The following is a 22524-nucleotide window of genomic DNA, read 5'->3' on the forward strand; positions in this document are numbered from 1 at the left end:
GGTCAGTCCTCTCGCAGGTGCGGGTTGCTCAGCAGGTCGACGCCGAAGTTGATGAACGTCAGGCTGGTGATGAGGAGCGCCAGGGTCAGGCCGGGTACCAGCACCCACAGCCAGAGGCCTTGTGCCACAGCGCCTTGCGCATCGGCCTGGTAGAGCATCGTGCCCCAGGAGATGGAGCCGGGGTCGCCGAGGCCGAGGAACGACAGGCCCGCCTCGGCGCCGATCGCGCCGGTCGCCGCCCCGACGAAGCCGGCCGCGACCAGCGACGTCATGCTCGGCATGATCTCGCGGAAGATGATGCGCCAGGTGCCCTCGCCGGCGAACTTGGCGGCGGTGACGAAGTCACGGTTGCGCAGCGTGATGATCTGGGCGCGCTTGGCCCGCGCGTGCCCGGCCCACGACGTGATGCCGATGACGAAGACGATGAGCGGCACTCCGCGCACCTCGGAGTAGGCGACCAGCACGATCATCAGCGGCAGCACCGGCACGACGAGCGCGACGTTCGTGAAGAACGACAGGACGTCGTCGGTGAGGGTGCCCTCCTTGTAGCCCGAGATCATCCCGATGATGAGCGCGATGACCGTGGCGAAGAGGCCACCGAAGAGCCCGACCAGCAACGAGACCCGGGTGCCGTAGACGAGCTGCGAGAAGATGTCGCCGCCCTGGCTGGTGGTGCCCAGCAGGTGCTCGCCGCTCGGGGGCAGGAGGGGCCCGAAGTCGGTGCGGGTGCCCTCGTAGGGGGCGATGAGCGGCGCGAACACCGCGACGAGCACGAAACCGAGCAGCAGGAGGATGCCCACCCTTGCCTTGGTGCTGCTCCAGATGAGCTGCCACCAGCGCGTCTCCGGTGGGGCGACGACCTCGTGGGTCTCGCTGCCGACGGGCAGCTCGTCGGTGCCTGTCTGGACGACTCCGGCGGTCATGACTGTGCCTCTCTCATGATTGGGCCTTTCATGACTCGGCCCTTCTCGCGCGCGGGTCCAGCACGCCGTAGAGCATGTCGGCGACGAGGTTGGCCAGGAGGACGCCGACGATGATGAACAGCAGCAGGGTCTGCAGCAGGGGGAAGTCGCGGTTGCCGATGGCCTCTCCCATGAGGCGGCCCATGCCCGGGTAGTCGAAGATCGTCTCGACGAGGATCGACCCGCCGAGCACTCCACCGAGGGCGATCGCAAAGCCGGTGACGCTGGGCAGCAACGCGTTTCGCGCGGCATACCGCAAGGCGACGACGCGGTCGGGCAGGCCCTTGGCTTTGGCGAGGCGGATGTAGTCCTCGCCCAGGTTCATGACCATGGTGTTGCGCATTCCCAGGATCCAGCCGATCGGGGCCGTCACCAGCAGCGCCATGGCCGGGAGGATGGAGTGGTATGCCGCGTCGGCCACGAAGCCGGCGTTCCACCCCGGCTGCGAAGCGCCGTAGCCGCCGGCGGTGGGGAACCAGCCGAGCGTGTAGCCGAACCCGAAGAGCAGCAGCAGGGCGATCCAGAACGACGGCAGCGTGCCGACGAACGTCGAGCCGAGCGTCACCACGCTGTCGAACCGGCTGTTGCGCCGCCAGGCGGCGTAGGCGCCGAGGGTCACCCCGATGACGAAGGCCAGGGTCTGGGTCACGCCCACGAGGACCAGCGTCCACGGGACCGCCTGACCGATGACCTCCGTCACCGGGTAGGGGTAGTAGGTGTAGGAGAGCCCGAAGTCACCGCGCACCAACGCCTTCAGGTAGGCGATGTACTGCTCGAACAGGCTCCCGTCAGGGGCACCGAGCATGGCCCGCATGGCCTCGACCGCCGCCGGGTTCAGCTGGGTGTCCCGGCCGGCGAGCTTCTGCACCATGACCTCGGCCGGGTCGCCCGGCTGCATCCTGGGGATGATGAAGTTCAAGGTGATGGCAGCCCAGAGCGTGGCGAGGAAGAACCCGATCCGGCGGGCGAAGTACCTCATGCGGGCCGCCCGTCAGCTGTCCGAGCCCGGCGCGCGCAACCGCGTCAGGATCAGCAGGCGGTCATCGGCGGGCTGGGCGTAGGGGTCCTCCTCGCTGGGCCAGCCGACGGCCTTGTCGCTGCGGTAGATGATGCGCGCGGGAGCGTAGACCAGCGCGGTCACGGGGTACTTCGTCATCATCGTCTCGACGAGGTCGCCCACCAGGCGCTTCTGCTCCTCGGGGTCGATCGCGGCGCTGAGCTCCTTGACCGTGGCGTCGGTCTGCGGGTCCTTCCAGCGCTGGACGTTCGGCAGGATCTCGGTCTTGGTCGGGATCTGGTTCGAGGCGAGCTTGGCGCCGAGGTTCTTGGCGACCTCGCAGCCGCCGTGGAGGTACTCGAGCATCATCTGGTAGTCGCCCGACTTCTTCTGGGCGTCGACGGACTCCGGCGCCGTGGCGACGACCTTCGACGTGACGCCGACCTCGTTGAGGTTGCGCACGACGACGTCGGCAGTGGCCTGGTAGTCGATCCAGCCCGCCTGCACGGTGAAGGTGAGGCTGAGCGGCTGGCCGTCAGGGGTCGTCCGCTTGCCGTTCGCGCCCTTCTTGTAGCCGGCGGCGTCGAGCATCTGGTTGGCCTTGGCCGCGTCGAACGCCGTGACGGTCTCCTGCTTGGCCAGCTCCTCGGGCAGCAGCTTGGCGGCCAGGGGCAGCTTCAGGCCGGTCTGGCTGGCCGGCTTCATGATGCCGTAGGTCGCCTTGTCGGAGATCTCCTGGCGGTTGATCGCGGGCGCGATCGCCTCGCGGAACTTCGCGTCGTCGAACGGCTTCTTCTCGACGTTGGGGCTCAGGACCGTCGTGCCGTTGGGCGCGTAGTAGAAGTGGTTGTTCTTGGGGTCGGCGTCGACGAACGACCTCTGCGGGTTGGGGATCTCGCCCCAGTAGGCGTCGAGCTGGCCGGAGCGGAGCTTGAGCGAGGCCTGCGCGGCGTCGTACTGGCCCTCGAGCACGAGCTGCTGCACCTTGACCTTGTCGGCCTGCCAGTAGGCGGCGTTGCGCTGGAGCACCAGGCGGCGGCCGTTGTAGCTGCCGACGGTGAAGGGCCCGGTGCCGACGGGCTTCTTGTCGATGTACTTCGACGGGTCGCCCACCGATCCGTAGACGTGCTCGGGGAGCATCTGCAGCTTGACGAGCTCGTCGAACTTGGGAGCGGCGTTGCCGCCGAACGCGATCACGACCTTGTTGCCCTCGGCGGTGACGGAGGTCGCCGCCGCGCCGAACGTGTCGGTCCACAGCCCCGCGCGGTCGATGCCGGGGTACTGCTTGCCGAGGTTGAGGGTGAAGGCGACGTCCTTGGCGGTGAACGGCTTGCCGTCGCTCCACTTCACGCCGTCGCGGATCGTGAAGGTCAGGCCCTTGGCACCGTCGGTCCACTCGAAGTCGGTGGCCAGCCAGGGCGTGATCTCACAGGAGAGGCCGTTGCGGATCATGAGCGGTTCGTAGAGCCACGTCTTCGTCAGCGCGTTGGGGGAGTAGGGGTTGTAGTCGACGAGACCCCCGATCGTGTTCGGCGCGTCGGAGGGGAAGGTCAGCTGCTTGATCATGCCGCCGCCTCCACCGGCTCCTGCCTGCTGGGCGTTCGAACCGCCCTGACAGGCCGCGAGTCCGAACGATGCGCACACCGCGACCGCGACAACCGAAAAGCGCTTAGTCACCATTGACTTGACCTCCGTGGTGGGAATTTCCCGCCACCTTAGGAGCGCCGATGAAAGCGCTGTCAATGGTCTTGACCATGAAAGTACTTTCATGAGCAGGTTTCGTGCTTGGTGCTGAGTTTCATTTATTTACAAGGGTTTCCGGCATGGGCAGGCGAAGCGGCCGCTGCTATACAACTCGGGTGGCCACCTCCCAGACAGCTTCCCTGACGGGCTCCCGACACGCCTTCGCCAACGACGCCGGCCTGCGCGCCGTCTTCACCGACACCGCCGGTCTCGCGCGGCTCGACGTCGGCGACGTGAGCTTGCTGATGTACCCCTCGGGCGAGCTCGAGTCGGGCCCGGCCAACCTGTTCCTGCGCCGGCTCGACGCCGGTCGCGCGCGGTTCGTGCCCCTCTTCGGGCCCGAGAGCCCGAGCCGGGTCGGCTGGTCCGCGGAGGGCCCGGTCGTGCGCGGAGCGTGGGACGGGCTTCGGTATGCCGCCGTGTTCCGGATGGAGCCGGACTCACCACGGTGGTCGTGGTTCGTGGAGGTCGAGAACTCCACGGGTGTGGAGTCGACCGTCGACGTGGTGCTCACCTTCGACCCGGCGTTGGCGCCATGGGGCGCCGTGCGCACCAACGAGTTCTACGTGAGCCAGTACCTCGACCTCACCCCGGTCGAGACGGGGCGGAACGGGACCGCGCTGGCGGTGCGCCAGAACATGCCGGGACCCGTCGTGCCGTGGATGGTGCTGTGCTCCCTGCGCGAGGGCTCGTCCTGGGCCACCGACACGCTCCAGCTGGTCGGCGACCGCGCGAGCGGCGGGCACTTCCGCGCGCTCGAGGAGGCGCACCTGCCGGCCGGGAGGCTGCAGCACGAGCACGCCCTGGTCGCCCTGCAGGACGCACCGGTCACCCTGGCGCCGGGGGCGCGGCACACCACCGGCTTCGCCGGCGCCTTCGTGGCCGACCACCCCTCCGCCACTGGCCCGGACGACGCAGCCGCTGCCGAGCAGGCCGTGTCGGCGGCGCTGGCCTCGCACACGGCGCTGGGGGAGGGCGGCGACCACCAGGAGGGCGAGCAGCAGGGTTCCCTGTTCTCGCAGTCGCCGGTGCTGCCGCCGCGTGAGCTCGACGACGACCGCCTCGACGTCTTCGCCGGGGCGAGCGCACGGCTCCACGTCGAGAGCGACGACGACGGAGCGCCGCTGGCGTGGTTCACGGCCGAGGGCACCCACGTCGTCACCGTCGCGAAGGAGCGCCAGGTGCTGCGGCCCCACGGGCACATCCTGCGCACCGGCGACACCCTGGTGCCCGACACCGCTGCCCTGACCTCGACCGCCTGGATAGGCGGCACGTTCCACTCGCAGGTGACCCGCGGGCACGTGGGCCGTGACCGGGTCCTGTCGACCCGTCGCGGCTACCTCGGCCTGCACCGGGCCCACGGCCTGCGCGCCTTCGTGGAGGACCCCGACTCGCCGACCGGCTGGACCCTGCTGGCCACGCCGAGCGCCTGGGCCGTCTCGCCCCAGGAGTGCCGGTGGCTGTATGCCGCGTCGTGGGGAACCCTCGAGGTCACCGCCTCGGCACCCACCGGCGCCGACGAGCTGCGGCTCGGGGCCCGGTTCGTCGAGGGGCAGCCACGCCGCCTGCTGGTCGTGCTGAACCTGGCCGCGGGTGACGACGGGCACGACCCCGCCCCCGTTGACGTCTCCCAGGCCGGGGACGTCGTGGGGGTCCGCAGCGAGGACGGGCGGGCGCTGGACGTGGAGGTGCGCCGGGGCTCGCTCGAGTCGGTGGAGCGCGACGGTCCGCTCTTCACCGACGGCCACTCCCGCGGGCTGCCGTGGGTCAGCCTCACCACGGCGGCCACGGCCGAGCTCGACCTGGCCCTCACGGTGCCCCTGGCCGCCCCCGAGCAGGAGGACCGGGCGGACGGCCAGCGCCACCTGGGCGAGGCGTGGGACGCCGCCGTGCCCCACGGCATACGGCTCACGGCTCCGGAGGCCTCGGAGCTGGCCGGGGAGGTCGCGAGGCTGGACGCCGTGCTGCCGTGGTTCGCCCAGAACGCCCTGGTGCACTACCTGTCACCGCGGGGCCTCGAGCAGTACTCCGGTGGGGCGTGGGGCACCCGTGACGTCTGCCAGGGGCCGGTCGGCATCCTCACCGCCCTCGGGCGCACCACCGAGCTGCGCGAGGTGCTGCTGCGCGTCCTGCGGGCCCAGAATGCCCGTGGCGACTGGCCGCAGGCCTTCGAGTTCCTGCCGCCGCTGCCCGTGGCCGGCCAGCACGACTCGCACGGCGACGTGGTGTTCTGGCCGCTGCTCGCCGTCGGTGACTACCTCCAGGGCACGGCCGACGCCTCGCTGCTGGGGGAGCGGCTGCCCTTCGTCGGGGACGACGGCTTGACCCCGGCCGCGCCGGTGCTCGACCACCTGAGTCGGGCGCTCGCGCGGATCAGGGGTATGCGGGTGCCCGGCACACCCCTGCCGGCCTACGGCCACGGCGACTGGAACGACTCGCTCCAGCCGGCCGACCCGCGGCTGGCGGCCCACATGGTCTCGACGTGGACGACCGTGCTGCTCGTGCAGTCGCTGCGCTCCGTCGCCGCCGGGCTGCGCTCGTGCACCGGTGCCCACGTAGTCGACCACCCTGACGAGGTTGCTGCCCTCGCCGACGAGGCCGCCGCCATGGCCGACGCGGCGCACGAGGCCCTCACCTCCGAGCTCCTGGTCGACGGCGTGCTGCCCGGCTACGTCGTGCTCGACGGCGACCACCGCGAACCGCTCGTGCACCCGCGCGACACGCGCACCGGGCTCACCTACGGCGTCCTGCCGTGGATCCACGCGATCAGCAGCGACCTGCTCGCACCCGACGACGCCCGGCACCACCTCGCGCTGCTGCGTGAGCACCTGCTGGGTCCCGACGGTGCGCGCCTGTTCGACCGCCCGGTGGCATACTCCGGCGGGCCGATGCACGTCTTCCAGCGCGCCGAGTCGAGCACCTTCTGGGGCCGGGAGATCGGCCTGATGTACATGCATGCGCACCTGCGCTTCGCCGAGGCGCTGGCCCGGGTCGGCGAAGCCGAGCAGCTCTTCGAGGCCTTCATGCTGGCCAACCCCGTGGGGGTGACCGGGCGCGTGGCGCAGGCGCGGCCCCGGCAGAGCACCACCTACTACTCGTCCTCCGACGGCGTGTTCGCCGACCGCCACGACGCCTCCGAGCGCTACGCCGACCTGATGCGTGGCGAGGTGCCGCTCGAGGGCGGCTGGCGGGTCTACTCCTCGGGCCCGGGGCTCTTCCTGCGCCTGCTCACCGAGACGCTGCTCGGGGTGCGCGTGCGCGGCGACCGCGTCGAGGTCGACCCCGTGCTCGACCCGCGCCTCGACGGCCTGACCGTGCGTATGCCGTTGTGGGACAGGCGTGTCGAGGTCACCTTCCGGGTGGGGAGGCAGGGTCACGGGGTGGCTCGTCTCGCCGTCGACGGCCGCGAGCTGCCCTCCACCCCCTTGGTCAACCCCTACCGCCGAGCCGGTGCCTCGGTCGCCCTCGCCGACCTGACGGGTGCCTCGGCCGACGGCGTCATCACCCTCACGGTGGAGACTGCATGACCGCGCAGGGCCGGCCCTGGCTCGACGCCAGCCTCCCCGTCGCCGAGCGCGTCGACGCGCTCCTGGAGCGGATGACCCTGGAGGAGAAGGTCGGCCAGACCCACCAGGTGGCCAACATCCACCCGGACGACGACGCAGCGCTGCTGCGCCGGGGCAGCATCGGCTCCAGCCTCTTCGCCAGCGGCGCCACCGGTGGCAACGAGCGCGACGAGGGTGTGCTGGCCTACAACATCGACGCCGCCCAGCGGCACGCGGTCGAGGGCAGCCGGCTCGGCATCCCGGTGCTCTTCGGCCGCGACGTGATCCACGGCCACCGCACGGTGTTCCCGATACCGCTGGGGCTGGCCTCGGCGTGGGACGAGGAGCTGGCCGAGCAGGTGGGGGAGATCGCGGCCCACGAGGCCGTCGTCGACGGGGTGGCGTGGACCTTCGCCCCGATGGTGGACATCTCCGAGGAGCCGCGCTGGGGCCGCGTCGCCGAGTCGCTCGGCGAGACCCCGGTGCTGAGCGGGCGACTCGCCGCCGCGCTCGTGCGCGGTTTCCAGGGCGACGACCCGGGCCACGCCGACCGGATCGCCGCCTGTGCCAAGCACTTCGCGGGCTACGGCCTCGCGGCTGGTGGCCGCGACTACGACACCGTGTCAGCCGGCGAGAACACCCTGCGCAACCTGCACCTGCGCCCGTTCAAGGCCGCGGTCGACGCGGGCGTCACGACCGTCATGGCGGCGTTCAACGACGTCGACGGCATCCCGATGCACGCGCACCGGCACCTGCTGCGCGACGTGCTGAAGGGCGAGTGGGGCTTCGAGGGCCTCGTCGTGGCCGACTGGAACGGCGTCGGGCAGCTCGTGAACCAGGGCGTCGCGGCCGACCTGCGCGACGCGACGCGCCAGGCGATCGAAGGCGGGGTCGACCTCGACATGTGCTCGGGCGGCTACTCCGCCCACCTGGCCGACCTGGTGCGGGACGGCGAGGTCGCCGAGGAGCTGGTCGACGACGCGGTGCGCCGCATCCTGACCCTGAAGTTCCGGCTCGGGCTGTTCGAGCGCCCCTACGCCGGCGAGCCGACCCGCAGCAACGCCCCCACGGCACAGACGCGCGCGGTGGCGCGGCGGGCGGCGCACGCTGCGCACGTGCTGGTCTCCAACAACGGCGTCCTGCCGCTTCGCCCCGACTGCGGGACCGTCCACCTCAGCGGGCCGTTCGCCGAGGAGGGGGAGGCCCTGCTCGGCACCTGGACCCTCGACGGCCGCGGTGAGGACGTCGTCAGCCCGGCCAGCGCCTTCCGCGAGCGGCTCGGCCGTGAGCGCGTCCTCGTCACCGACGGCCGGTTCAGCGACCGCTCGGTGCAGCAGACGCGCAACGCCGACGTGACGGTCGCGGTCATCGGCGAGCACTCGTGGCGCTCGGGCGAGGCGAACTCGGTGAGTGACATCGGCCTGCCCGCGGGACAGCTCGACGCCCTGCGACAGCTCTCGCGGCTCGGCAAGCCGCTGGTCGCCGTCGTCTACACCGGCCGGCCGCTCGAGCTGGGCGACGTGATGGACGTCGCCGACGCCGTGCTGGTCGTCTGGCACCCCGGCGTCGAAGCCGGAAATGCGTTGGCCGACATCGTCTTCGGTAACGTCACCCCGCACGGCCGCCTGCCCATGACCTTCCCCCTGACGACGGGGCACATCCCTACGAGCACGCACCAGCGACCCACCGGGCGGTTCATCGAGCAGCACGAGGACGCCCGGCACGGCCGCTACCTCGACGACCTGGTCTTCCCCCGGCTGCCCTTCGGGCACGGGCTGTCCTACACGACCTTCGACCACGGCGAGCCGCGGTTGTCGGCGCCCCGGCTGGCGCGCTCCGGTGGCAGCGTGCAGCTCCAGGTGGACGTCACCAACACGGGCGACCGCCCGGGTCGCGAGGTGGTGCAGCTCTACTTCCGCGACCCGGTCGCCGAGGTCACCCGCCCCCTGGTCGAGCTCACCGACTGGGCGGTGATCGACCTCGCTCCGGGCGAGAAGGGGACGGTCGAGTTCTCCGTCACCGCAGACCAGTTCGCCTACTTCGGGCGGGACAACACGGCGCGCGTCGACGCCGGCGAGGTCGTCCTCCAGGTGGGGCCCGACGCCCTCACCGGCGCCCGCACCACCCTGACCGTCACCGACTGAGAGAAGAGCCCCATGATCGAGTACCGCGACAAGCAGCTCCTCATCGACGGCGAGCCCCGGGTGGTGATGGCCGGCGAGATCCACTACTTCCGGGTCGCCCGCGAGGAGTGGGAGCAGCGCATCCTGCTGCTCAAGGAGGCGGGCTGCACGGCCGTCGCCTCCTACATCCCCTGGCTGTTCCACGAGCTGCCCGACGGCAGCATCGACGTCAGCGGCACCACGCGGCCCGAGCGCGACGTGGCCGCCTTCATCGACCTCTGCCGCGAGCACGGCCTGTGGTTCATCGCCCGGCCGGGCCCCTTCGTCATGGCCGAGCTGAAGAACGAGGGCCTGCCCTACCGGCTCTACACCGAGCACCCGGAGATCGTGCCCAGCGGCTGGGACGGTGCGCCGGCACCTTCGCGCACCGTCGACTACCTCGCGCCGGCCTACCTCACCGAGTGCGAGCGCTGGTATGCCGCGATCATGCCGCTACTCGCGGAGCGCCTCCAGCGGCGGGGCGGCAACGTCATCGCGGTCCAGCTCGACAACGAGATCGGCATGCTGGCGTGGGTCACCAACACCCCCGACCTCACCGACCACCTGGTCGCCGACTTCGGGGAGTGGGTGCGCGCCCGTGGGCAGGCGGAGGCCGACGGTGGCCGCACGGCATACCCGGTGGAGCCCGGCAGCCCGGCGTGGGCCGAGGCGGTGCGGTCGCCGCAGGAGGCCTGGGCCGGTGCGCTGCGGGTCGACCTCGCGCGGTTCATGCGCGACCGGTTCCGCCGCTACGTCGAGGCGCTGCGGGTCATGGCCGAGCGCGGCGGCGTCGAGGGCGTGCCCTTCCTCGTCAACATCCACGGCACCGAGGGCGGCAGCGGTGAGTCGTTCCCCATCGGCATCAGCCAGCTGGTGGAGACGTATGCCGGCGTGCCCGGCGTGCTCTCCGGGTCCGACCACTACATGGGCGACATGACCATGGCGACGACGACCGACCTCTACGTCATCAACGCCTTCATGGACGCCGTGCACGACGCCGACCAACCCACCACGTCGCTGGAGTTCGAGGCGGGGTCGGGTGACTACGGCGGCGGGCTCGACCAGCAGTACGACCCGGCGTCGGTCGATCTCAAGACGAGACGCTCCGTGGCGCAGGGGAACCGGCTCATCAACTACTACCTCTTCGCCGGTGGGATCAACCCGCACCTCGACGAGCCGGTCGGCGACGGCAACGACCGCATCAGCTTCACCGGGGAGCGGCACGGCACCGCGGCGCCCGTCGGCCCGGAGGGGCAGCGGGGGATGACCTACGCGAGCACCTCGGCCGCGGTGCACGCGGTCAACGTCCACGAACGCTGGCTGGCCCGGATGCGCGAGGACCACGACCCCCTGCAGCTCGGCTTCGTGCTCGACCACTACGCCACGGAGTACCACCACACCGGGAGCCCGCTCATGGAGGAGGTCGTCGCCGACCTGCGCGCCCACCGCGGCGCGGGCCAGCGGCGGGCACTGGTGCGGTCACTGCTGCTCGACGGCTTCCGCTTCCCGGCCGTGCACCTGCAGCGCGACGAGCCCGCCGGCGTCGTGCTGCTCGCCACCGGGCGGCACCTCGGTGAGGACGTGCAGCAGCGGCTGGTGCGCCACGTGCAGGGCGGCGGTGGGTTGCTGCTGCTCGGCCGGCTGCCCGACCGCGACCTGCAGGGCCGGCCGTGCACCGTGCTGGCCGACGCGCTCGGGCTCAAGGCCGGTGAGGTCGTCCGCGACACCGGGCACTACTACCCCTCGGCAGTCGCCCGCGGATGGGCCGCCCCGTGGCCCGAGACCCGGGTCGGCTGGCGCCAGGAGCTGGTGCCGTCGAGCGGTGACGTCGTGCTCACCGACGTCACCGGCGCCGTGTGCGGGGTCGACGTGCCCCTGGGCGAGGGCCGAGCTGTCGTGCTGACCGCCGAGCTGCCCTCCAACCCAGTGCTGTTCGGCAGGGCGATGGAGCGGCTCGGCGTGCAGCCGGGCCTGGCCGTGCGGGCCGATGTGCCGGGCGTCTTCGCCACGACGACCTCGACCGACGACGGCCAGCGGCTGCTGCACGTCACCAACACCACCGGTCACCGGCCGGCCGTCGACCTCACGCTGGACGGCGAGCCGGTCAACCACGGCGTGCCGCTGCGGGTGCCGCCGCGCAGCGGCCACATGCTCGCCCTCGGTCTCGAGACCGGCCTCGGACGTGTCGAGTGGGCGAGCGCCGAGCTCGCCGAGGTGGGCACCGACCGGCTGGCGTTCCACCCGGGGCTCGGGCACGAGGAGGACGAAGCCGGCACCGTGGTCGTGCTCTCCGGCTGCGCCCCCGTGCGACCCGACCCGGCCCACGTCGTCGAGCAGGACGGAGACCGCCAGGTGGTGCGCACCCTGCCCGGCGCGGCCCCCGAGCGCCTGGTCATCCGCTTCGCCTGAGGTCGGCGCAGGAACCGCCGCCGGGGGAGTGGGTCAGGGCTCGCGGTACACCTTGTGGGGCGCCGCCTGCACCCGCGGCTTGATCACCAGCAGGTCGACGTTGACGTGGGCCGGGCGCGTCGCCATCCAGACGATCGCGTCGGCGACGTCGTCGGCGACGAGCGGCTGGGGCACACCGGCATACACGGCCTCAGCGCGCTCCCGGTCGCCACGGAACCGGGTCAGCGAGAAGCCTTCGGTGCGCACCATGCCGGGCGCGATCTCGGTGACCCGCACCGGCTGGTCGACCAGCTCGAGGCGCAGGGTCTCGGTCATCACGGCCAGGGCGTGCTTGGCGGCGGTGTAGCCACCGCCTCCCTCGTATGCCGTGCGGCCGGCAATCGAGCCGACGTTGACGATGATCCCCTCGCCGCCGGCCTTGAGGGCCGGCAGGAGGGCCTGGGTGACCTGCAGGGTGCCGATGACGTTGACCTCGTACATCGCCCGCCAGTCCTCCACCCGGGCCTCCTCGACCGACTCGAGGCCGAAGGCGCCGCCGGCGTTGTTGACGAGCACGTCGAGCCGGTCGCCCACAGCGTCGGCGAGGCGCTGCACGTCGGCGGGGTCGGTCACGTCGCACACGACGGCCACGCCGCCGATCTCGTCGGCCAGGGGCTCGATGCGCTGCGGCCGGCGGGCGGCGCAGAGCACCTCGAAGCCGGCGGCGGCCAGCTGGCGGGCGGTGGCCTCGCCGATGCCGCTGCTGGCGCCGGTGACGACGGCGGTCTTCCTGGGGGCGGCACTCACGGGGTGCTCCTCGGGTTGTCCCGGACGGGCCGGACGGCGGCGGGGTCGATGGCGATCCAGGTGGCGTCGGCGTGCGCGAGCAGCGTGCCGTTGGCGGCATACAGGGCGGTGCCGCACCAGTGCTTGCGGCCCTCGCTGCCGCGCGCCCAGGCCATCACCACGTGCTCCTCGCCGACCGCGGGAAGGCGGTCGACCTCGGCGGTCATGGTGCCGAGCACCATCGGGCGCCCGCCGACCCCGAGGGCCCACGCGCCGGGGCAGTCGAGGGCCGCCCACACGATCTCGGGGGTCGCCTCGGTGGGCACCCAGGCGGCGGCGTGCACGCCCTCACGGCCGGGCAGGGCGCCGGGACGCAGGCAGAGGGCGTCGCCGGGGTCGCGCTCGGTGCCGCACGAGAAGCAGGTGGGGAAAGGGTGGTCGTGCAGCCCGGCATACGACGGTGCGACCGACAGCGCCTCGGCAAAGGTGACGGCGGCCGGCAGCCCGGAGCGGGTCAGGGCGGGGGCGGGCTGGCCCGAGGCCACCGGCACGTCGCCGTCGACGACCTCGACCGCGCCGGCCATGCCTCGAAGCACCTGCATGGGGTGGTCGAGCGGCGGAGGGGTGCGCAGTCGCACGGAGACCGCGGGGAGCTCCTCGCTCGTCGGCACCAGTGTGGCCAGGTGCCCGCTGGTCCACCCCCCGTTGCCGGACTCGGGCGGGCCGCAGAACCGGGCGGGGACGGTGAAGGTCTCGGTCACGCCGCCGACGCTAGCCAACGCCGCCGGGCCACGCTCAGGTGGCTCACAGGAACACCCCTCACCATGGGGGGTCGGCCACTGCCTCCACCCACCCCTTCGGGAGCCCCATGCACCACCCCTCACTGCCGCCGCGCGCCCAGCGCCTGCTCAGCCGCGTCGACGCCTGGTCGAGCCGTGGGCGGGTGCGCGCGGTGACGGTGCGCGTCGGTGTGACGGTGCTCGGCCCGCTCGTGGTGCTGGCCGGGCTGGCGATGCTCGTGCTCCCGGGGCCCGGCCTGGTCGTCATCGCGCTCGGCCTCGCCCTGCTCGCGCTCGAGCACGACTGGGCCCGTCGGGTGCTGCATGTCGGCGGTCGCGGCCTCTCCCGTGCCCGCCGGGCGGCGCTCCCCGCGGGCGGTTCGCGTGGTCGCCGGGCGCTGGGCGTCCTGGCCACCGGCGGCGTGCTCGTCCTGACCACGGCCCTGACCGCCGCGGCCACGACCTACCTCGGATCGGTGACGCTGCTCTGACCCCGGGCGGCAGGTCGGCGGGCCCCGGTGCGCAGCCGAGGGCGACAATGGCGCGGTGCCCGTCGCCGAGGAGTCCTTCCGCCTGAGCCGGATCGCCGTCCCGGCCTTCGGGCCGACCGTGCTGGCCTCCCTCGGCCACGGCGCCGTCCTGCCCGTCCTCGCCCTGACGGCCCGCGACCTCCGCGCGTCGGTGGGGATGGCGGCGCTGACGGTCGCCCTGCTCGGGGTGGGGCAGCTCGCCGCTGCCCTCCCGTCGGGGGCGCTCGCTGCGCGCATCGGCGAGCGGCGGGCGCTGATGGTGGCGGCCGCCGTCGAGGGCGCCGCGATGACGGCAGCGCTGTTCGCCGGGGCCGTGTGGGTGCTGGCCGCGGCGGTCCTGGCCCTGGGCATGGCAGGGGCCCTGTTCAACCTCGCCCGGCAGGCCTACCTGACCGAGGTGGTGCCGGTGTCGATGCGGGCCCGGGCGCTCTCCACGCTCGGCGGCGTGCACCGCATCGGTCTGTTCGTGGGTCCCTTCGTGGGCGCCGCGGTGGTGTCGTGGTGGGACCTCAGGGCTGCGTATGCCGTGGCCGTGGCGGCGAGCGCCGCAGCCTTCCTCCTCGTGCTGGTGCTGCCCGACCTGACGGCGGGCCACGAGCGCGCCACGGCGGCCGGCCCGCGCCGCTCGGTGGGCTCGGTGCTCGTCGAGCACCGCCGCACCCTCGTGACGCTGGGGTCCGGCGTGCTCACCATCGCCGCCGCCCGCGGCGCCCGCACGTCGCTGCTGCCGCTGTGGGCCGAGCACATCGGGCTGAGCGCCACCGACACCGCACTGGTCTTCGGCATCGCGGGCGGGCTCGACATGCTGCTCTTCTACCCGGCCGGCGCGGTGATGGACCGCTTCGGCCGGGTCTGGGTCGCCGTGCCCACCGTCGTCGTGCTCGGCCTCGGCATGGCGGCCCTCCCGCTCACGTCGTCGATGCCGTCCCTCACGGTCGTGGCCCTCCTCATGGCGCTGGGCAACGGCATCGGGTCGGGCATCGTCATGACGCTCGGCGCCGACGCCGCGCCACCGGACGCGCGCCCGCAGTTCCTGGGCGGGTGGCGGCTCTTCGTCGACTCCGGCATCGCCGGCGGGCCACTGCTGGTCAGCGCGATCACGGTCGTCGCACCGCTGGCCGCGGCCTGCGTGGTGCTGGGCGGCGTCGCCCTCGCCGGCGGCGCCTGGCTCGCCCGCTGGGTGCCGCACTACGACCCGGTGCGGCGGGCCTCCTCGTAGCGGCGCAGGGCCTCCTCGCGCTCGGCCCGGTGGTCGACGATCCGCTCCGGGTAGCCCTGCGCGTAACCGTCGTCGTGCTCCCACGGCTCGTGGGCGGCCTTGCCCTCGAGGTGGCGCAGCTCGGGCACCCACCGCCGCACGTAGTCACCGTCCGGGTCGAACTTCAGGCCCTGGCTGACCGGGTTGAACACGCGGAAGTACGGCGCCGCGTCGGTGCCCGTGCCGGCCACCCACTGCCAGCCGTGGTTGTTGCTGGCGACGTCGCCGTCGCGCAGGTGGGCGAGGAAGTGCCGGGCGCCCTCCGGCCACCAGATGTGCAGGTCCTTGACGAGGAAGCTGGCGGTGATCATCCGCACCCGGTTGTGCATCCACCCCTCGGCGAGCAGCTGCCGCATGCCGGCGTCGACCATCGGGTAGCCGGTCTCGCCGCGCTGCCACGCCTCGAGGGGCTTGTGTGCCCGGGAGTACCTCATCGACGACAGGGCCGGCTTGAGGTCGTGCCAGGCCGACTCCGGGTGGTGCCACAGCACGTCGGCGTAGAACTCCCGCCAGCACAGCTCGTTGGTGTAGGTCCGCGCCGCCGTCGAGCGCGCCCCCTCGTGCGCGGCGATGTCGGCCAGCAGGGTGCGCGGGTGCAGCTCGCCGTACTTCAGCGGCACCGACATCCGGCTGGTGCTGTCGAGGTCGGGCCGGTCGCGCTCGCCGTCGTAGTCGCCGAGGTGCTGGTCGAGCCACCGCTTCCAGCGGCGCCGGGCGGACTCCTCGCCCGCGCCCTCGACGGCCGGCCCCTCCGGGATGCCCTCGGAGTCGGCGCGCGCCCAGCGCAGCCCGCGCGGCATGGGGGCGGGAGCCGGCCAGCCGTGCGCCCGCCACGCCTTCGAGAACGGCGTGAAGACCTGGTATGCCGTGCCGTCCGCCTTCGTCAGCGTGCCCGGGCCCACGGCATACGGCGTGCCGGTGGCCACCAGCGAGCGGCCGTCGCGCTCGAGGCGGCGGCGGACCCGCTCGTCGCGGCGGCGGCCGTAGGGCGTCGACTCCGCGGTGACGTGCACCGTGTCGGCGCCCACCTCGTCGGCGACGGCGGCGACGACCTGCTCGGGCCGGCCCCGGCGCACCACGAGGTGGCCGTCCATCGCGTCGTCGAGGGCGCGCAGCGAGGCGAGCAGGTGGTCGCGCCGCGGGGTGGCCCGGTCGACGAGGCGCGGGTCGAGGACGAACAGCGGCAGCACCGTGTCGCCGGCGTCGGCTGCTGCCGTCAGGGCGGGGTGGTCGCGCATGCGAAGATCACGTCTCACCCACACGACGGTGACGGTCATGAATGAGAGGCTAGGGGCTGTGACGGACCTGATCGACACGACCGAGATGTACCTGCGGACGATCTACGAGCTCGTCGAGGAGGGCATCGTCCCCCTCCGTGCCCGGATCGCCGAGCGTCTCGGCCACTCGGGTCCGACCGTGTCGCAGACCGTGGCCCGCATGCAGCGCGACGGCCTCCTGACCCTCTCGGGCGACCGCCACCTCGAGCTCACCGACGAGGGCCGGCTCATCGCCACCCGGGTCATGCGCAAGCACCGCCTGGCCGAGCGACTGCTGGTCGACGTCATCGGCCTCGAGTGGGAGTACGTCCACGAGGAGGCATGCCGCTGGGAGCACGTCATGTCCGAGCGGGTCGAGCGCAAGATCCTCGCGATGATCGGCGACCACCGCGAGTCGCCCTACGGCAACCCCATCCCCGGTCTCGACGAGCTCGGCGAGGAGCCCAACGAGGAGTTCCGGGTGGGGGTGAAGAGCCTGGCCGAGCTGGCCCTGCCCGACACCGCGACGGTGCTGGTGCGCCGCATCGGCGAGCCGGTGCAGGTCGACCACGAGGCCCTCAGCCTGCTCACCTCGGCCGGCCTGCTCCCGGGGCAGCGCGTCGACGTCCGCCGCGAGGACGGGCGCGTCATCGCCGTCCGGGAGGGCGCTGCGGAGTCGACCGGCGTCTCGCTGCCCCACGACGTCGCCCAGCACGTCTTCGCCGCCGTCGTCTGAGCTTTTCCGGCCCGGTGAGGGTCGTTTAGTGCGTTCTCCTGCTGTTGCATGAACTCGCCGTGACCGCAGTGTGACATTCGGTTTGCCCGTTGTGTACCGTGTCGGGGTCCTCCACCCCCCTGGGAGGACGGCTCGAAGCGGATCGCCTAGTCCTGTCACCGCCGAAGGTCTCAGCACACCGCTTGGCAGGAGCGGGGGACCCACTTCTGGGCGGCCCTGGTGCCGTCCTCGGGGTGAAGCCCTCACCGCGAGCGCCCGCTAGGACGGGTGGCAGACGGCAGGGCCGGGTGAAACCAACCTCCACCCGAACCCGACAGCTCACCTCGTAGGCGCTGGAGGTTCAACCGTGTCACATCACGCTGGGCGCCACCGTGCGCAAGGCCGTTTCAACCCCCTGTCCGAGCTGACCGACATCGTGGCGAAGTCCGCCGAGCCGGCCGTCAAGACCTCGGCCGTCCTCGCCGCCTCCGGTGGCCTCGTCGCCGCGTTCGCGATCCCCTCGCAGGCCGCGCCGGCCGAGAAGCCCAAGACCGGCTCGGCCGCCGCGCCGGTGGCGGTCAAGGCGCCCGAGGCCGCTGCGCCGGTCGCCCAGGACGCCTTCGGCGTCATCGGCTTCACGGCCACCGCGAAGCCCAGGCCGAAGCCGGCCCCCCGCCCGGAGCCCGCGCCCGAGCCGCAGCCCCAGCCGGAGCGCACCGAGCAGGCCGCCAGCCGCTCGGTCGAGCGGGCGCCGCTCAAGCCCGCAGCGGGCGGCATCCTCGGGATCGCCGCGCAGTACCAGGGCATCATGTACCACTACGGCGGCACGTCGCCCGAGACCGGCTTCGACTGCTCGGGCTACACCCAGTACGTCTTCCGCCAGATCGGGATCGACCTGCCCCGCACCGCCGAGGAGCAGCGCCAGGCCGTGACGCCGGTCTCCGACCCGCAGCCGGGCGACCTCGTGTTCTTCGGCGCCCCCGCCCACCACATGGGCATCTACGCCGGCGACGGCAAGATGTGGGACTCCCCGCGCACCGGCAAGGCTGTCGACCTGCGCGACATCTGGTCCTCCGACGTCACCTACGGACGTCCCTGACGGCTGACCTCCACGACGCCTCGCGGAACCGCCGAGGGCCCCCGACCACGTGGTCGGGGGCCGTCGCGTACGCCGGGCCGGAGCGCCGCGCAGGTGCTCGTTCGCTCCTAGTTCGCGCGCTCGTCCTTCATGGCCTTCATCTGCGCGATCTCGGCGGTCTGGGACTCGACTATGGACTGCGCCAGCTTCTTCGCCTCGGCGTTGGCGCCCTTGTCGAGCTCGGTGCGGGACATGGCGATCGCCCCCTCGTGGTGCTCGATCATCATGACCAGCCACATGCCCTCGAACCCGATGCCCTCGATCGCGTCGAGGTCGTCGAGCTCCTGCTGGGTCATCATCCCCATGCCGGAGTGGCCCATGTGGCCGCCGCCCTCGGGCACCGGCTGACCCCAGCCGGCCAGCCACCCCGACATCTGGTCGATCTCCGGCTTCTGCGCGGCCTTGATGGCCTTGGCGAGCGCGACGAACTCGTCGGTCCCACCGTGGGCGAGCGCCATGTCGGCCATGACCAGGGCCTGCTGGTGGTGCGGGACCATGCCCGCGGCGAAGTCGATGTCGGCCTGGTTGTGGGGTCCGGCGGCAGGGGTGCCGGCGGTGGCCGAGCCGGTCGCGCCGGGAGCGCTCGTCGTCGGCTGGACGCTGGGGGAGCCGCCGGCCGTCGCCGTGGTCGACGACATCATCGCGCCGTGATCGCCCATGGGCGTCGTGTCGTCGTCCCCGCAGGCGGCCAGGACGGTGGCAGCGGCAATCACGACAAGCACCGAGGCGGCAGACCGCCGCGCGTGCCGCGGCTGGGGCAGGTGGGTCCGGAGCGGTGGCTTCATGCCGTCATCGTAGGCAGGAGCGTCCTTTGGCCCCGGGCCCGACCCGCGCGTCCGTGTGAGGATGGGCCCATGAGCGAGGTGGAGATCGAGGTGTGGGTGGACGTCGTCTGCCCGTGGTCCTACATCGGCAAGCGGCGGCTCGAGCAGGCCATCGCGGAGAGCGCCCAGCCGTCCGAGGTGACGGTGACCTACCACGCGTTCGAGCTGGACCCGGGCAAGCCAGCCGGTGAGGGCGTCCTGGTGGTCGAGCGGCTGGCCCACCGGCACAGCACCAACCTCGACGAGGCCCGGCGCATGGTCGAGCGGGCCGCGATCATCGGCCGGCCGGACGGCATCGACATGGACATCGACGCCCAGGTCGACGCCAACTCCTTCGACGCCCACCGCCTGGTGGCCCTGGGCCTGGTGCAGGGTGGCCCCGCGCTGCAGGCGGCGGTGCTCGAGCGCCTGTTCAGCGCCCACTTCAGCGAGGGCAAGTCGATCGACGACCACGAGGCCCTGCAGCGGCTCGCGGGCGAGGCCGGGCTCGACGGGCGCCGGGTCGCGGCCGTGCTCGCCGGTCGCGACTACGCCGACAAGGTGCGCGCCGACGAACAGGAGGCTGCCGAGCTCGGCGTCACCGCCGTGCCGTTCTTCGTCGCCAACCGCCAGGTCGCCCTGACCGGGGCACACTCCGTCGGGGTGCTCGGCAAGCTCATCACCGCCGCCCTCGAGGGTGAGCACGAGCCGGCCGGCCAGTCCTCGATCTGACCACGCGGCCCGGCTCGGGCTCAGGGGGCGATGGCGAGGAACACGAAGGCGGCCAGCAGCACGAGGTGCACGCCGCCCTGCAGCCGCGTCGCCCGGCCGGGCACCACAGTCAGCACGCTGACCACCACGGTGAGGGCGAGCAGCACCATCTGGGTCGGGCCGAGGCCCAGCAGCAGGGGTCCGTCGAGCCAGATCGTGGCGACGGCGATGGCGGGGATGGTCAGGCCGATGCTGGCCATGGCCGAGCCGAGCCCGAGGTTGAGGCTGGTCTGGAGGCGGTTGCGGCTCGCCGCCCGCACCGCTGCCAGCGTCTCGGGCGCCAGCACCAGCAGGGCGATCACGACACCGACGAAGGACTGCGGCAGCCCGGCCGCGGCAACCGCCGACTCGATCGCCGGCGACTCGACCTTGGCCAGGCCGACCACCGCCACCAGCGAGAGCAGCAGCAGGCCGAGGCTGGTGTACGCCTCGCGGTTCGTGGGCGGCTCTGCGTGCTCGTCGTCGAGCGGCATGCCCTCGGCGGAGACCGGCAGGAAGAAGTCGCGGTGGCGCACCGTCTGCGTCGAGACGAACATGCCGTAGAGGGCGAGCGAGGCCACCGCGGCGAACGTCAGCTGGGCGCCCGAGAACTCCGGGCCGGCTTCGCTGGTGGTGAAGGTCGGCACCACCATGGTCAGGACGGCGAGCGTGGTCACCGTGGCCAGTGCGGCGCCTGCGCCCTCGGCGTTGAAGGTGACCAGCCCGTGGCGGCGCGCCCCGACGAAGAGGCTGAGGCCCACGATGCCGTTGCAGGTGATCATCACGGCGGCGAAGACGGTGTCCCGCGCCAGCGAGGAGGTGTCCTTGCCCCCCGAGATCATCAGGGTGACGATCAGCGCCACCTCGATGACGGTCACCGCCACGGCCAGGACGAGCGACCCGAACGGCTCCCCGACCCGGTGCGCCACCACCTCCGCGTGGTGCACCGACGCCAGCACCGCGGCGGCGAGCAGGGCCGCCACGACCACCACGATGGGGGTGTTGAGGCCGCGTCCCCAGGTCAGTGCCAGGGCGACGAGGGCCCCGAAGGGCGCCAGGGTCGTCCAGGTGAGCAGGGGGCTGGTCGTTCGCGCGGCCATGCCTCAGCATTTCAGACGAGGCCGGTATGCCGGGTGGCCGGCCGGCTGGGTCGGGGTGTTACCGCGTGCTACAGCCCACGCGAGTACCCCGACCCGCGGAGGGGGTGGCCGGTGCTCGGCCCGAGCCGGCCGGTCCGCGCGGCCCACACCTCGAAGGCAGCGGTCGCGAACGGCGGCACGGCCGCGACGAGCCCGAGCAGGAGCGTGCCCCACGACCAGCGGCGCACCCGGGCGACCGCCAGGGTGAGCAGGCCGTAGAGCACGAAGATCCCGCCGTGGATCGGGCCGAACACCTTCACGCCCAGCTCGCCGGCGTCCGTCAGGTACTTGGCGTACATGCCCGCCAGCAGCCCGGCCCAGGAGACTGCCTCGGCGAAGGCGACGACACGGAACAGGGTGATGAGGCGGGAGGAACGCATGGACACAGAGGGTAGGCCGGGTGGCGGCGGACACGGAAAACCGGCCCGTGCGCACGGTGGCACCGAGCCGGCATACCGGGCAGTGGGTGGCGGTCAGGGTCGGGCGAAGACGTGCTCCACGAATTTGCTCAGGTGGGCGTCGTCGAGGTGCTGCGCGAGGTCGGCCTCGCTGATCATGCCCACGAGCCGGTGGTCCTGGATCACGGGCATGCGCTTGACCTGCTCGCGGCCCATGAGGTCGACGATGGCCTCCATGTCGGTGTCGGCCTCGACGTAGGTGACGTGGCCCTGCGCGAGCTCGGCGGCGGTGCACGAGCCGAGGTCCTTGCCCTCCGCCACCGCCTTGATGACGATGTCGCGGTCGGTGATGATGCCGTGCAGCTTCTGGTCGTTCCCGCAGATCGGCAGGGCGCCGACGCCCAGGTCGCGCATCATCTGCGCGGCCTCCAGCAGGGTCTGGTCCTCACCGATGCAGGTCGCACCGGTGTGCATGATGTCTCGAGCCGTCGTCATGGGGACTCCTTCGGTGTGGGTGGATGGAGGGGTGTGCGGCGGGTGTGACCGGGTCAGCCGCCGCGGGCGTGTCCACCGTCCACACAACACCCGGCCCGCGCCGGGACACGTCCCTCATCCGGCGTAGTCCACCGCCGCCAGCCGCAGGCCGCGGAACGAGGCCAGCGCCTCGGCCCCGGCCTCGACGGCACGTTCGGCAGCTCGGGTCCGACGGGCCCAGAGGCCGACGCTGACGGTGAGCGTCGACCCGCTCTTGCGCGGGCGCCACAGCCCGGCCACCTCGCGGCCGAGGAGCACCGCACCGGGCCGCCCCAGCACTGGGCGAAGGGCCTTGGCGTGTGCCGGGTCGGGCACCAGCAGGTCGCGCCGCGACCCTGGAGGAGCAGGTCGTACGGGCCGAGCAGGCGGTCGGCCACCGCCTCCGCACCCACCAGTGCGTCGAGGTCGTCAGCGAGCGCCCACCGCTGCTGGCCGTCGACCTCGACGGGGGTGACGTCGACGGGCCAGCGCGCCCGGACCCAGCAGGTGGAGGGTGGCGCGCACGACGTCGTGTCGGGGCTGCACCGCGGAAGCGCCCTCGGACGGAGGGATGAGGCCGTCGACGCGTTGCAGCACCGGCGGCGACGTGCGGCGCTCCGCGCAGGGTCCAGGCCGTGATGAGGTCGGCCGGGTCGACGGCC

19 protein-coding genes and 1 riboswitch are annotated in these 22524 nt (G+C 72.6%); of the genes, 8 read left to right on the plus strand and 11 right to left on the minus strand.

The window, feature by feature from the left end; all coding sequences use genetic code 11:
- Window positions 1–2 precede the first annotated feature (2 nt).
- From P0Y31_RS14515 to P0Y31_RS14525, 3 genes are read right to left on the minus strand one after another with little or no spacing between them, the layout of a single operon-like run.
- Window positions 3–923 carry an ABC transporter permease gene (locus P0Y31_RS14515; protein WP_275870599.1) on the minus strand — a complete coding sequence of 307 codons (921 nt, stop codon included), beginning with the start codon at window positions 921–923 and terminating at the stop codon, window positions 3–5.
- Between the two features lie 28 nt (window positions 924–951).
- A complete protein-coding gene (locus tag P0Y31_RS14520; protein WP_275870601.1) occupies window positions 952–1941 on the minus strand; it encodes an ABC transporter permease in 990 nt (329 codons plus the stop codon).
- Window positions 1942–1953: 12 nt separating this feature from the next.
- Complete coding sequence (locus tag P0Y31_RS14525) at window positions 1954–3525, minus strand: ABC transporter substrate-binding protein (RefSeq protein WP_275870603.1); 1572 nt, start codon at window positions 3523–3525, stop codon at window positions 1954–1956.
- 293 nt (window positions 3526–3818) lie between these two features.
- Here P0Y31_RS14525 and P0Y31_RS14530 point away from each other — a divergent pair, with 293 nt between their 5' ends.
- The 3 genes from P0Y31_RS14530 to P0Y31_RS14540 are packed head-to-tail and all read left to right on the plus strand — an operon-like array spanning window position 3819 to window position 11818.
- Window positions 3819–7229 carry a cellobiose phosphorylase gene (locus P0Y31_RS14530; protein WP_275870605.1) on the plus strand — a complete coding sequence of 1137 codons (3411 nt, stop codon included), beginning with the start codon at window positions 3819–3821 and terminating at the stop codon, window positions 7227–7229.
- Complete coding sequence (locus P0Y31_RS14535; RefSeq protein ID WP_275870608.1) at window positions 7226–9391, plus strand: glycoside hydrolase family 3 N-terminal domain-containing protein; 2166 nt, start codon at window positions 7226–7228, stop codon at window positions 9389–9391. The genes P0Y31_RS14530 and P0Y31_RS14535 overlap by 4 nt, the downstream gene beginning before the upstream one ends.
- Before the next feature lie 12 nt (window positions 9392–9403).
- Window positions 9404–11818 (plus strand): beta-galactosidase, encoded by a 2415-nt coding sequence (locus P0Y31_RS14540; protein ID WP_275870611.1) that lies wholly within the window; start codon window positions 9404–9406, stop codon window positions 11816–11818.
- 33 nt (window positions 11819–11851) lie between these two features.
- Here the strand turns inward: P0Y31_RS14540 and P0Y31_RS14545 are convergent, their stop codons facing one another.
- Both P0Y31_RS14545 and P0Y31_RS14550 read right to left on the minus strand, forming a co-directional pair.
- Window positions 11852–12604, minus strand: coding sequence for an SDR family NAD(P)-dependent oxidoreductase (locus tag P0Y31_RS14545; RefSeq protein ID WP_275870613.1), 753 nt, complete (start codon window positions 12602–12604; stop codon window positions 11852–11854).
- Window positions 12601–13344, minus strand: a complete 744-nt coding sequence (locus P0Y31_RS14550; RefSeq protein WP_275870614.1) for a hypothetical protein — start codon at window positions 13342–13344, stop codon at window positions 12601–12603. Before P0Y31_RS14550 ends, P0Y31_RS14545 begins: the two co-directional genes overlap by 4 nt.
- 107 nt (window positions 13345–13451) lie before the next feature.
- Between P0Y31_RS14550 and P0Y31_RS14555 the strand changes: the two genes are divergently transcribed.
- The gene (locus P0Y31_RS14555; RefSeq protein WP_275870617.1) at window positions 13452–13853 is read left to right on the plus strand and encodes a PGPGW domain-containing protein; all 402 of its coding nucleotides are present in this window, start codon (window positions 13452–13454) and stop codon (window positions 13851–13853) included.
- A 55-nt stretch (window positions 13854–13908) separates the two neighbouring features.
- On the plus strand, window positions 13909–15111 hold the full coding sequence (locus P0Y31_RS14560) for an MFS transporter (RefSeq protein WP_275870619.1): 1203 nt from the start codon (window positions 13909–13911) through the stop codon (window positions 15109–15111).
- On the opposite strand, the gene P0Y31_RS14565 is transcribed toward P0Y31_RS14560, so the two are convergent.
- Entirely contained in the window at window positions 15081–16427 is a 1347-nt protein-coding gene (locus tag P0Y31_RS14565) for a deoxyribodipyrimidine photo-lyase (protein ID WP_275870621.1), read from the minus strand. The genes P0Y31_RS14560 and P0Y31_RS14565 overlap by 31 nt on opposite strands.
- A gap of 19 nt (window positions 16428–16446) precedes the next feature.
- On the opposite strand from P0Y31_RS14565, the gene P0Y31_RS14570 reads away from it, so the two are divergent.
- Both P0Y31_RS14570 and P0Y31_RS14575 read left to right on the plus strand, forming a co-directional pair.
- Window positions 16447–17142: a metal-dependent transcriptional regulator gene (locus P0Y31_RS14570; RefSeq protein WP_275807144.1), complete on the plus strand. Its 696-nt coding sequence runs from the start codon at window positions 16447–16449 to the stop codon at window positions 17140–17142.
- A 149-nt stretch (window positions 17143–17291) separates the two neighbouring features.
- Window positions 17292–17485, plus strand: a riboswitch (cyclic di-AMP (ydaO/yuaA leader).
- Between the two features lie 3 nt (window positions 17486–17488).
- Window positions 17489–18220, plus strand: a complete 732-nt coding sequence (locus P0Y31_RS14575) for a C40 family peptidase (RefSeq protein ID WP_275870624.1) — start codon at window positions 17489–17491, stop codon at window positions 18218–18220.
- A 107-nt stretch (window positions 18221–18327) separates the two neighbouring features.
- Here P0Y31_RS14575 and P0Y31_RS14580 read toward each other — a convergent pair whose 3' ends face one another.
- Entirely contained in the window at window positions 18328–19044 is a 717-nt protein-coding gene (locus P0Y31_RS14580) for a DUF305 domain-containing protein (protein ID WP_275870626.1), read from the minus strand.
- 69 nt (window positions 19045–19113) lie between these two features.
- Here P0Y31_RS14580 and P0Y31_RS14585 point away from each other — a divergent pair, with 69 nt between their 5' ends.
- Window positions 19114–19794, plus strand: coding sequence for a DsbA family oxidoreductase (locus P0Y31_RS14585; protein ID WP_275870628.1), 681 nt, complete (start codon window positions 19114–19116; stop codon window positions 19792–19794).
- Between the two features lie 20 nt (window positions 19795–19814).
- Here P0Y31_RS14585 and P0Y31_RS14590 read toward each other — a convergent pair whose 3' ends face one another.
- From P0Y31_RS14590 to P0Y31_RS14605, 4 genes are all read right to left on the minus strand, one after another.
- Window positions 19815–20912 carry an ionic transporter y4hA gene (locus P0Y31_RS14590; protein ID WP_275870630.1) on the minus strand — a complete coding sequence of 366 codons (1098 nt, stop codon included), beginning with the start codon at window positions 20910–20912 and terminating at the stop codon, window positions 19815–19817.
- A 68-nt stretch (window positions 20913–20980) separates the two neighbouring features.
- The gene (locus P0Y31_RS14595; protein WP_275870632.1) at window positions 20981–21331 is read right to left on the minus strand and encodes a DUF3817 domain-containing protein; all 351 of its coding nucleotides are present in this window, start codon (window positions 21329–21331) and stop codon (window positions 20981–20983) included.
- A 93-nt stretch (window positions 21332–21424) separates the two neighbouring features.
- The gene (locus P0Y31_RS14600; protein WP_275807163.1) at window positions 21425–21844 is read right to left on the minus strand and encodes a CBS domain-containing protein; all 420 of its coding nucleotides are present in this window, start codon (window positions 21842–21844) and stop codon (window positions 21425–21427) included.
- A gap of 114 nt (window positions 21845–21958) precedes the next feature.
- Window positions 21959–22198: a crosslink repair DNA glycosylase YcaQ family protein gene (locus tag P0Y31_RS14605; RefSeq protein WP_275870634.1), complete on the minus strand. Its 240-nt coding sequence runs from the start codon at window positions 22196–22198 to the stop codon at window positions 21959–21961.
- Between the last annotated feature and the right edge of the window lie 326 nt (window positions 22199–22524).

This window comes from Knoellia sp. 3-2P3 (assembly GCF_029223115.1).
Taxonomy (GTDB): Bacteria; Actinomycetota; Actinomycetes; order Actinomycetales; family Dermatophilaceae; genus Pedococcus_A.

Coding starts and splice junctions, on each gene's coding strand:
- P0Y31_RS14515 (WP_275870599.1), bottom strand. CDS start 923: ATGACCGCCGGAGTCGTCCAGACAGGCACCGACGAGCTGCCCGTCGGC.
- P0Y31_RS14520 (WP_275870601.1), bottom strand. CDS start 1,941: ATGAGGTACTTCGCCCGCCGGATCGGGTTCTTCCTCGCCACGCTCTGG.
- P0Y31_RS14525 (WP_275870603.1), bottom strand. CDS start 3,525: ATGATCAAGCAGCTGACCTTCCCCTCCGACGCGCCGAACACGATCGGG.
- P0Y31_RS14535 (WP_275870608.1), top strand. CDS start 7,226: ATGACCGCGCAGGGCCGGCCCTGGCTCGACGCCAGCCTCCCCGTCGCC.
- P0Y31_RS14540 (WP_275870611.1), top strand. CDS start 9,404: ATGATCGAGTACCGCGACAAGCAGCTCCTCATCGACGGCGAGCCCCGG.
- P0Y31_RS14555 (WP_275870617.1), top strand. CDS start 13,452: ATGCACCACCCCTCACTGCCGCCGCGCGCCCAGCGCCTGCTCAGCCGC.
- P0Y31_RS14565 (WP_275870621.1), bottom strand. CDS start 16,427: ATGACCGTCACCGTCGTGTGGGTGAGACGTGATCTTCGCATGCGCGAC.
- P0Y31_RS14580 (WP_275870626.1), bottom strand. CDS start 19,044: ATGAAGCCACCGCTCCGGACCCACCTGCCCCAGCCGCGGCACGCGCGG.
- P0Y31_RS14585 (WP_275870628.1), top strand. CDS start 19,114: ATGAGCGAGGTGGAGATCGAGGTGTGGGTGGACGTCGTCTGCCCGTGG.
- P0Y31_RS14590 (WP_275870630.1), bottom strand. CDS start 20,912: ATGGCCGCGCGAACGACCAGCCCCCTGCTCACCTGGACGACCCTGGCG.
- P0Y31_RS14595 (WP_275870632.1), bottom strand. CDS start 21,331: ATGCGTTCCTCCCGCCTCATCACCCTGTTCCGTGTCGTCGCCTTCGCC.
- P0Y31_RS14600 (WP_275807163.1), bottom strand. CDS start 21,844: ATGACGACGGCTCGAGACATCATGCACACCGGTGCGACCTGCATCGGT.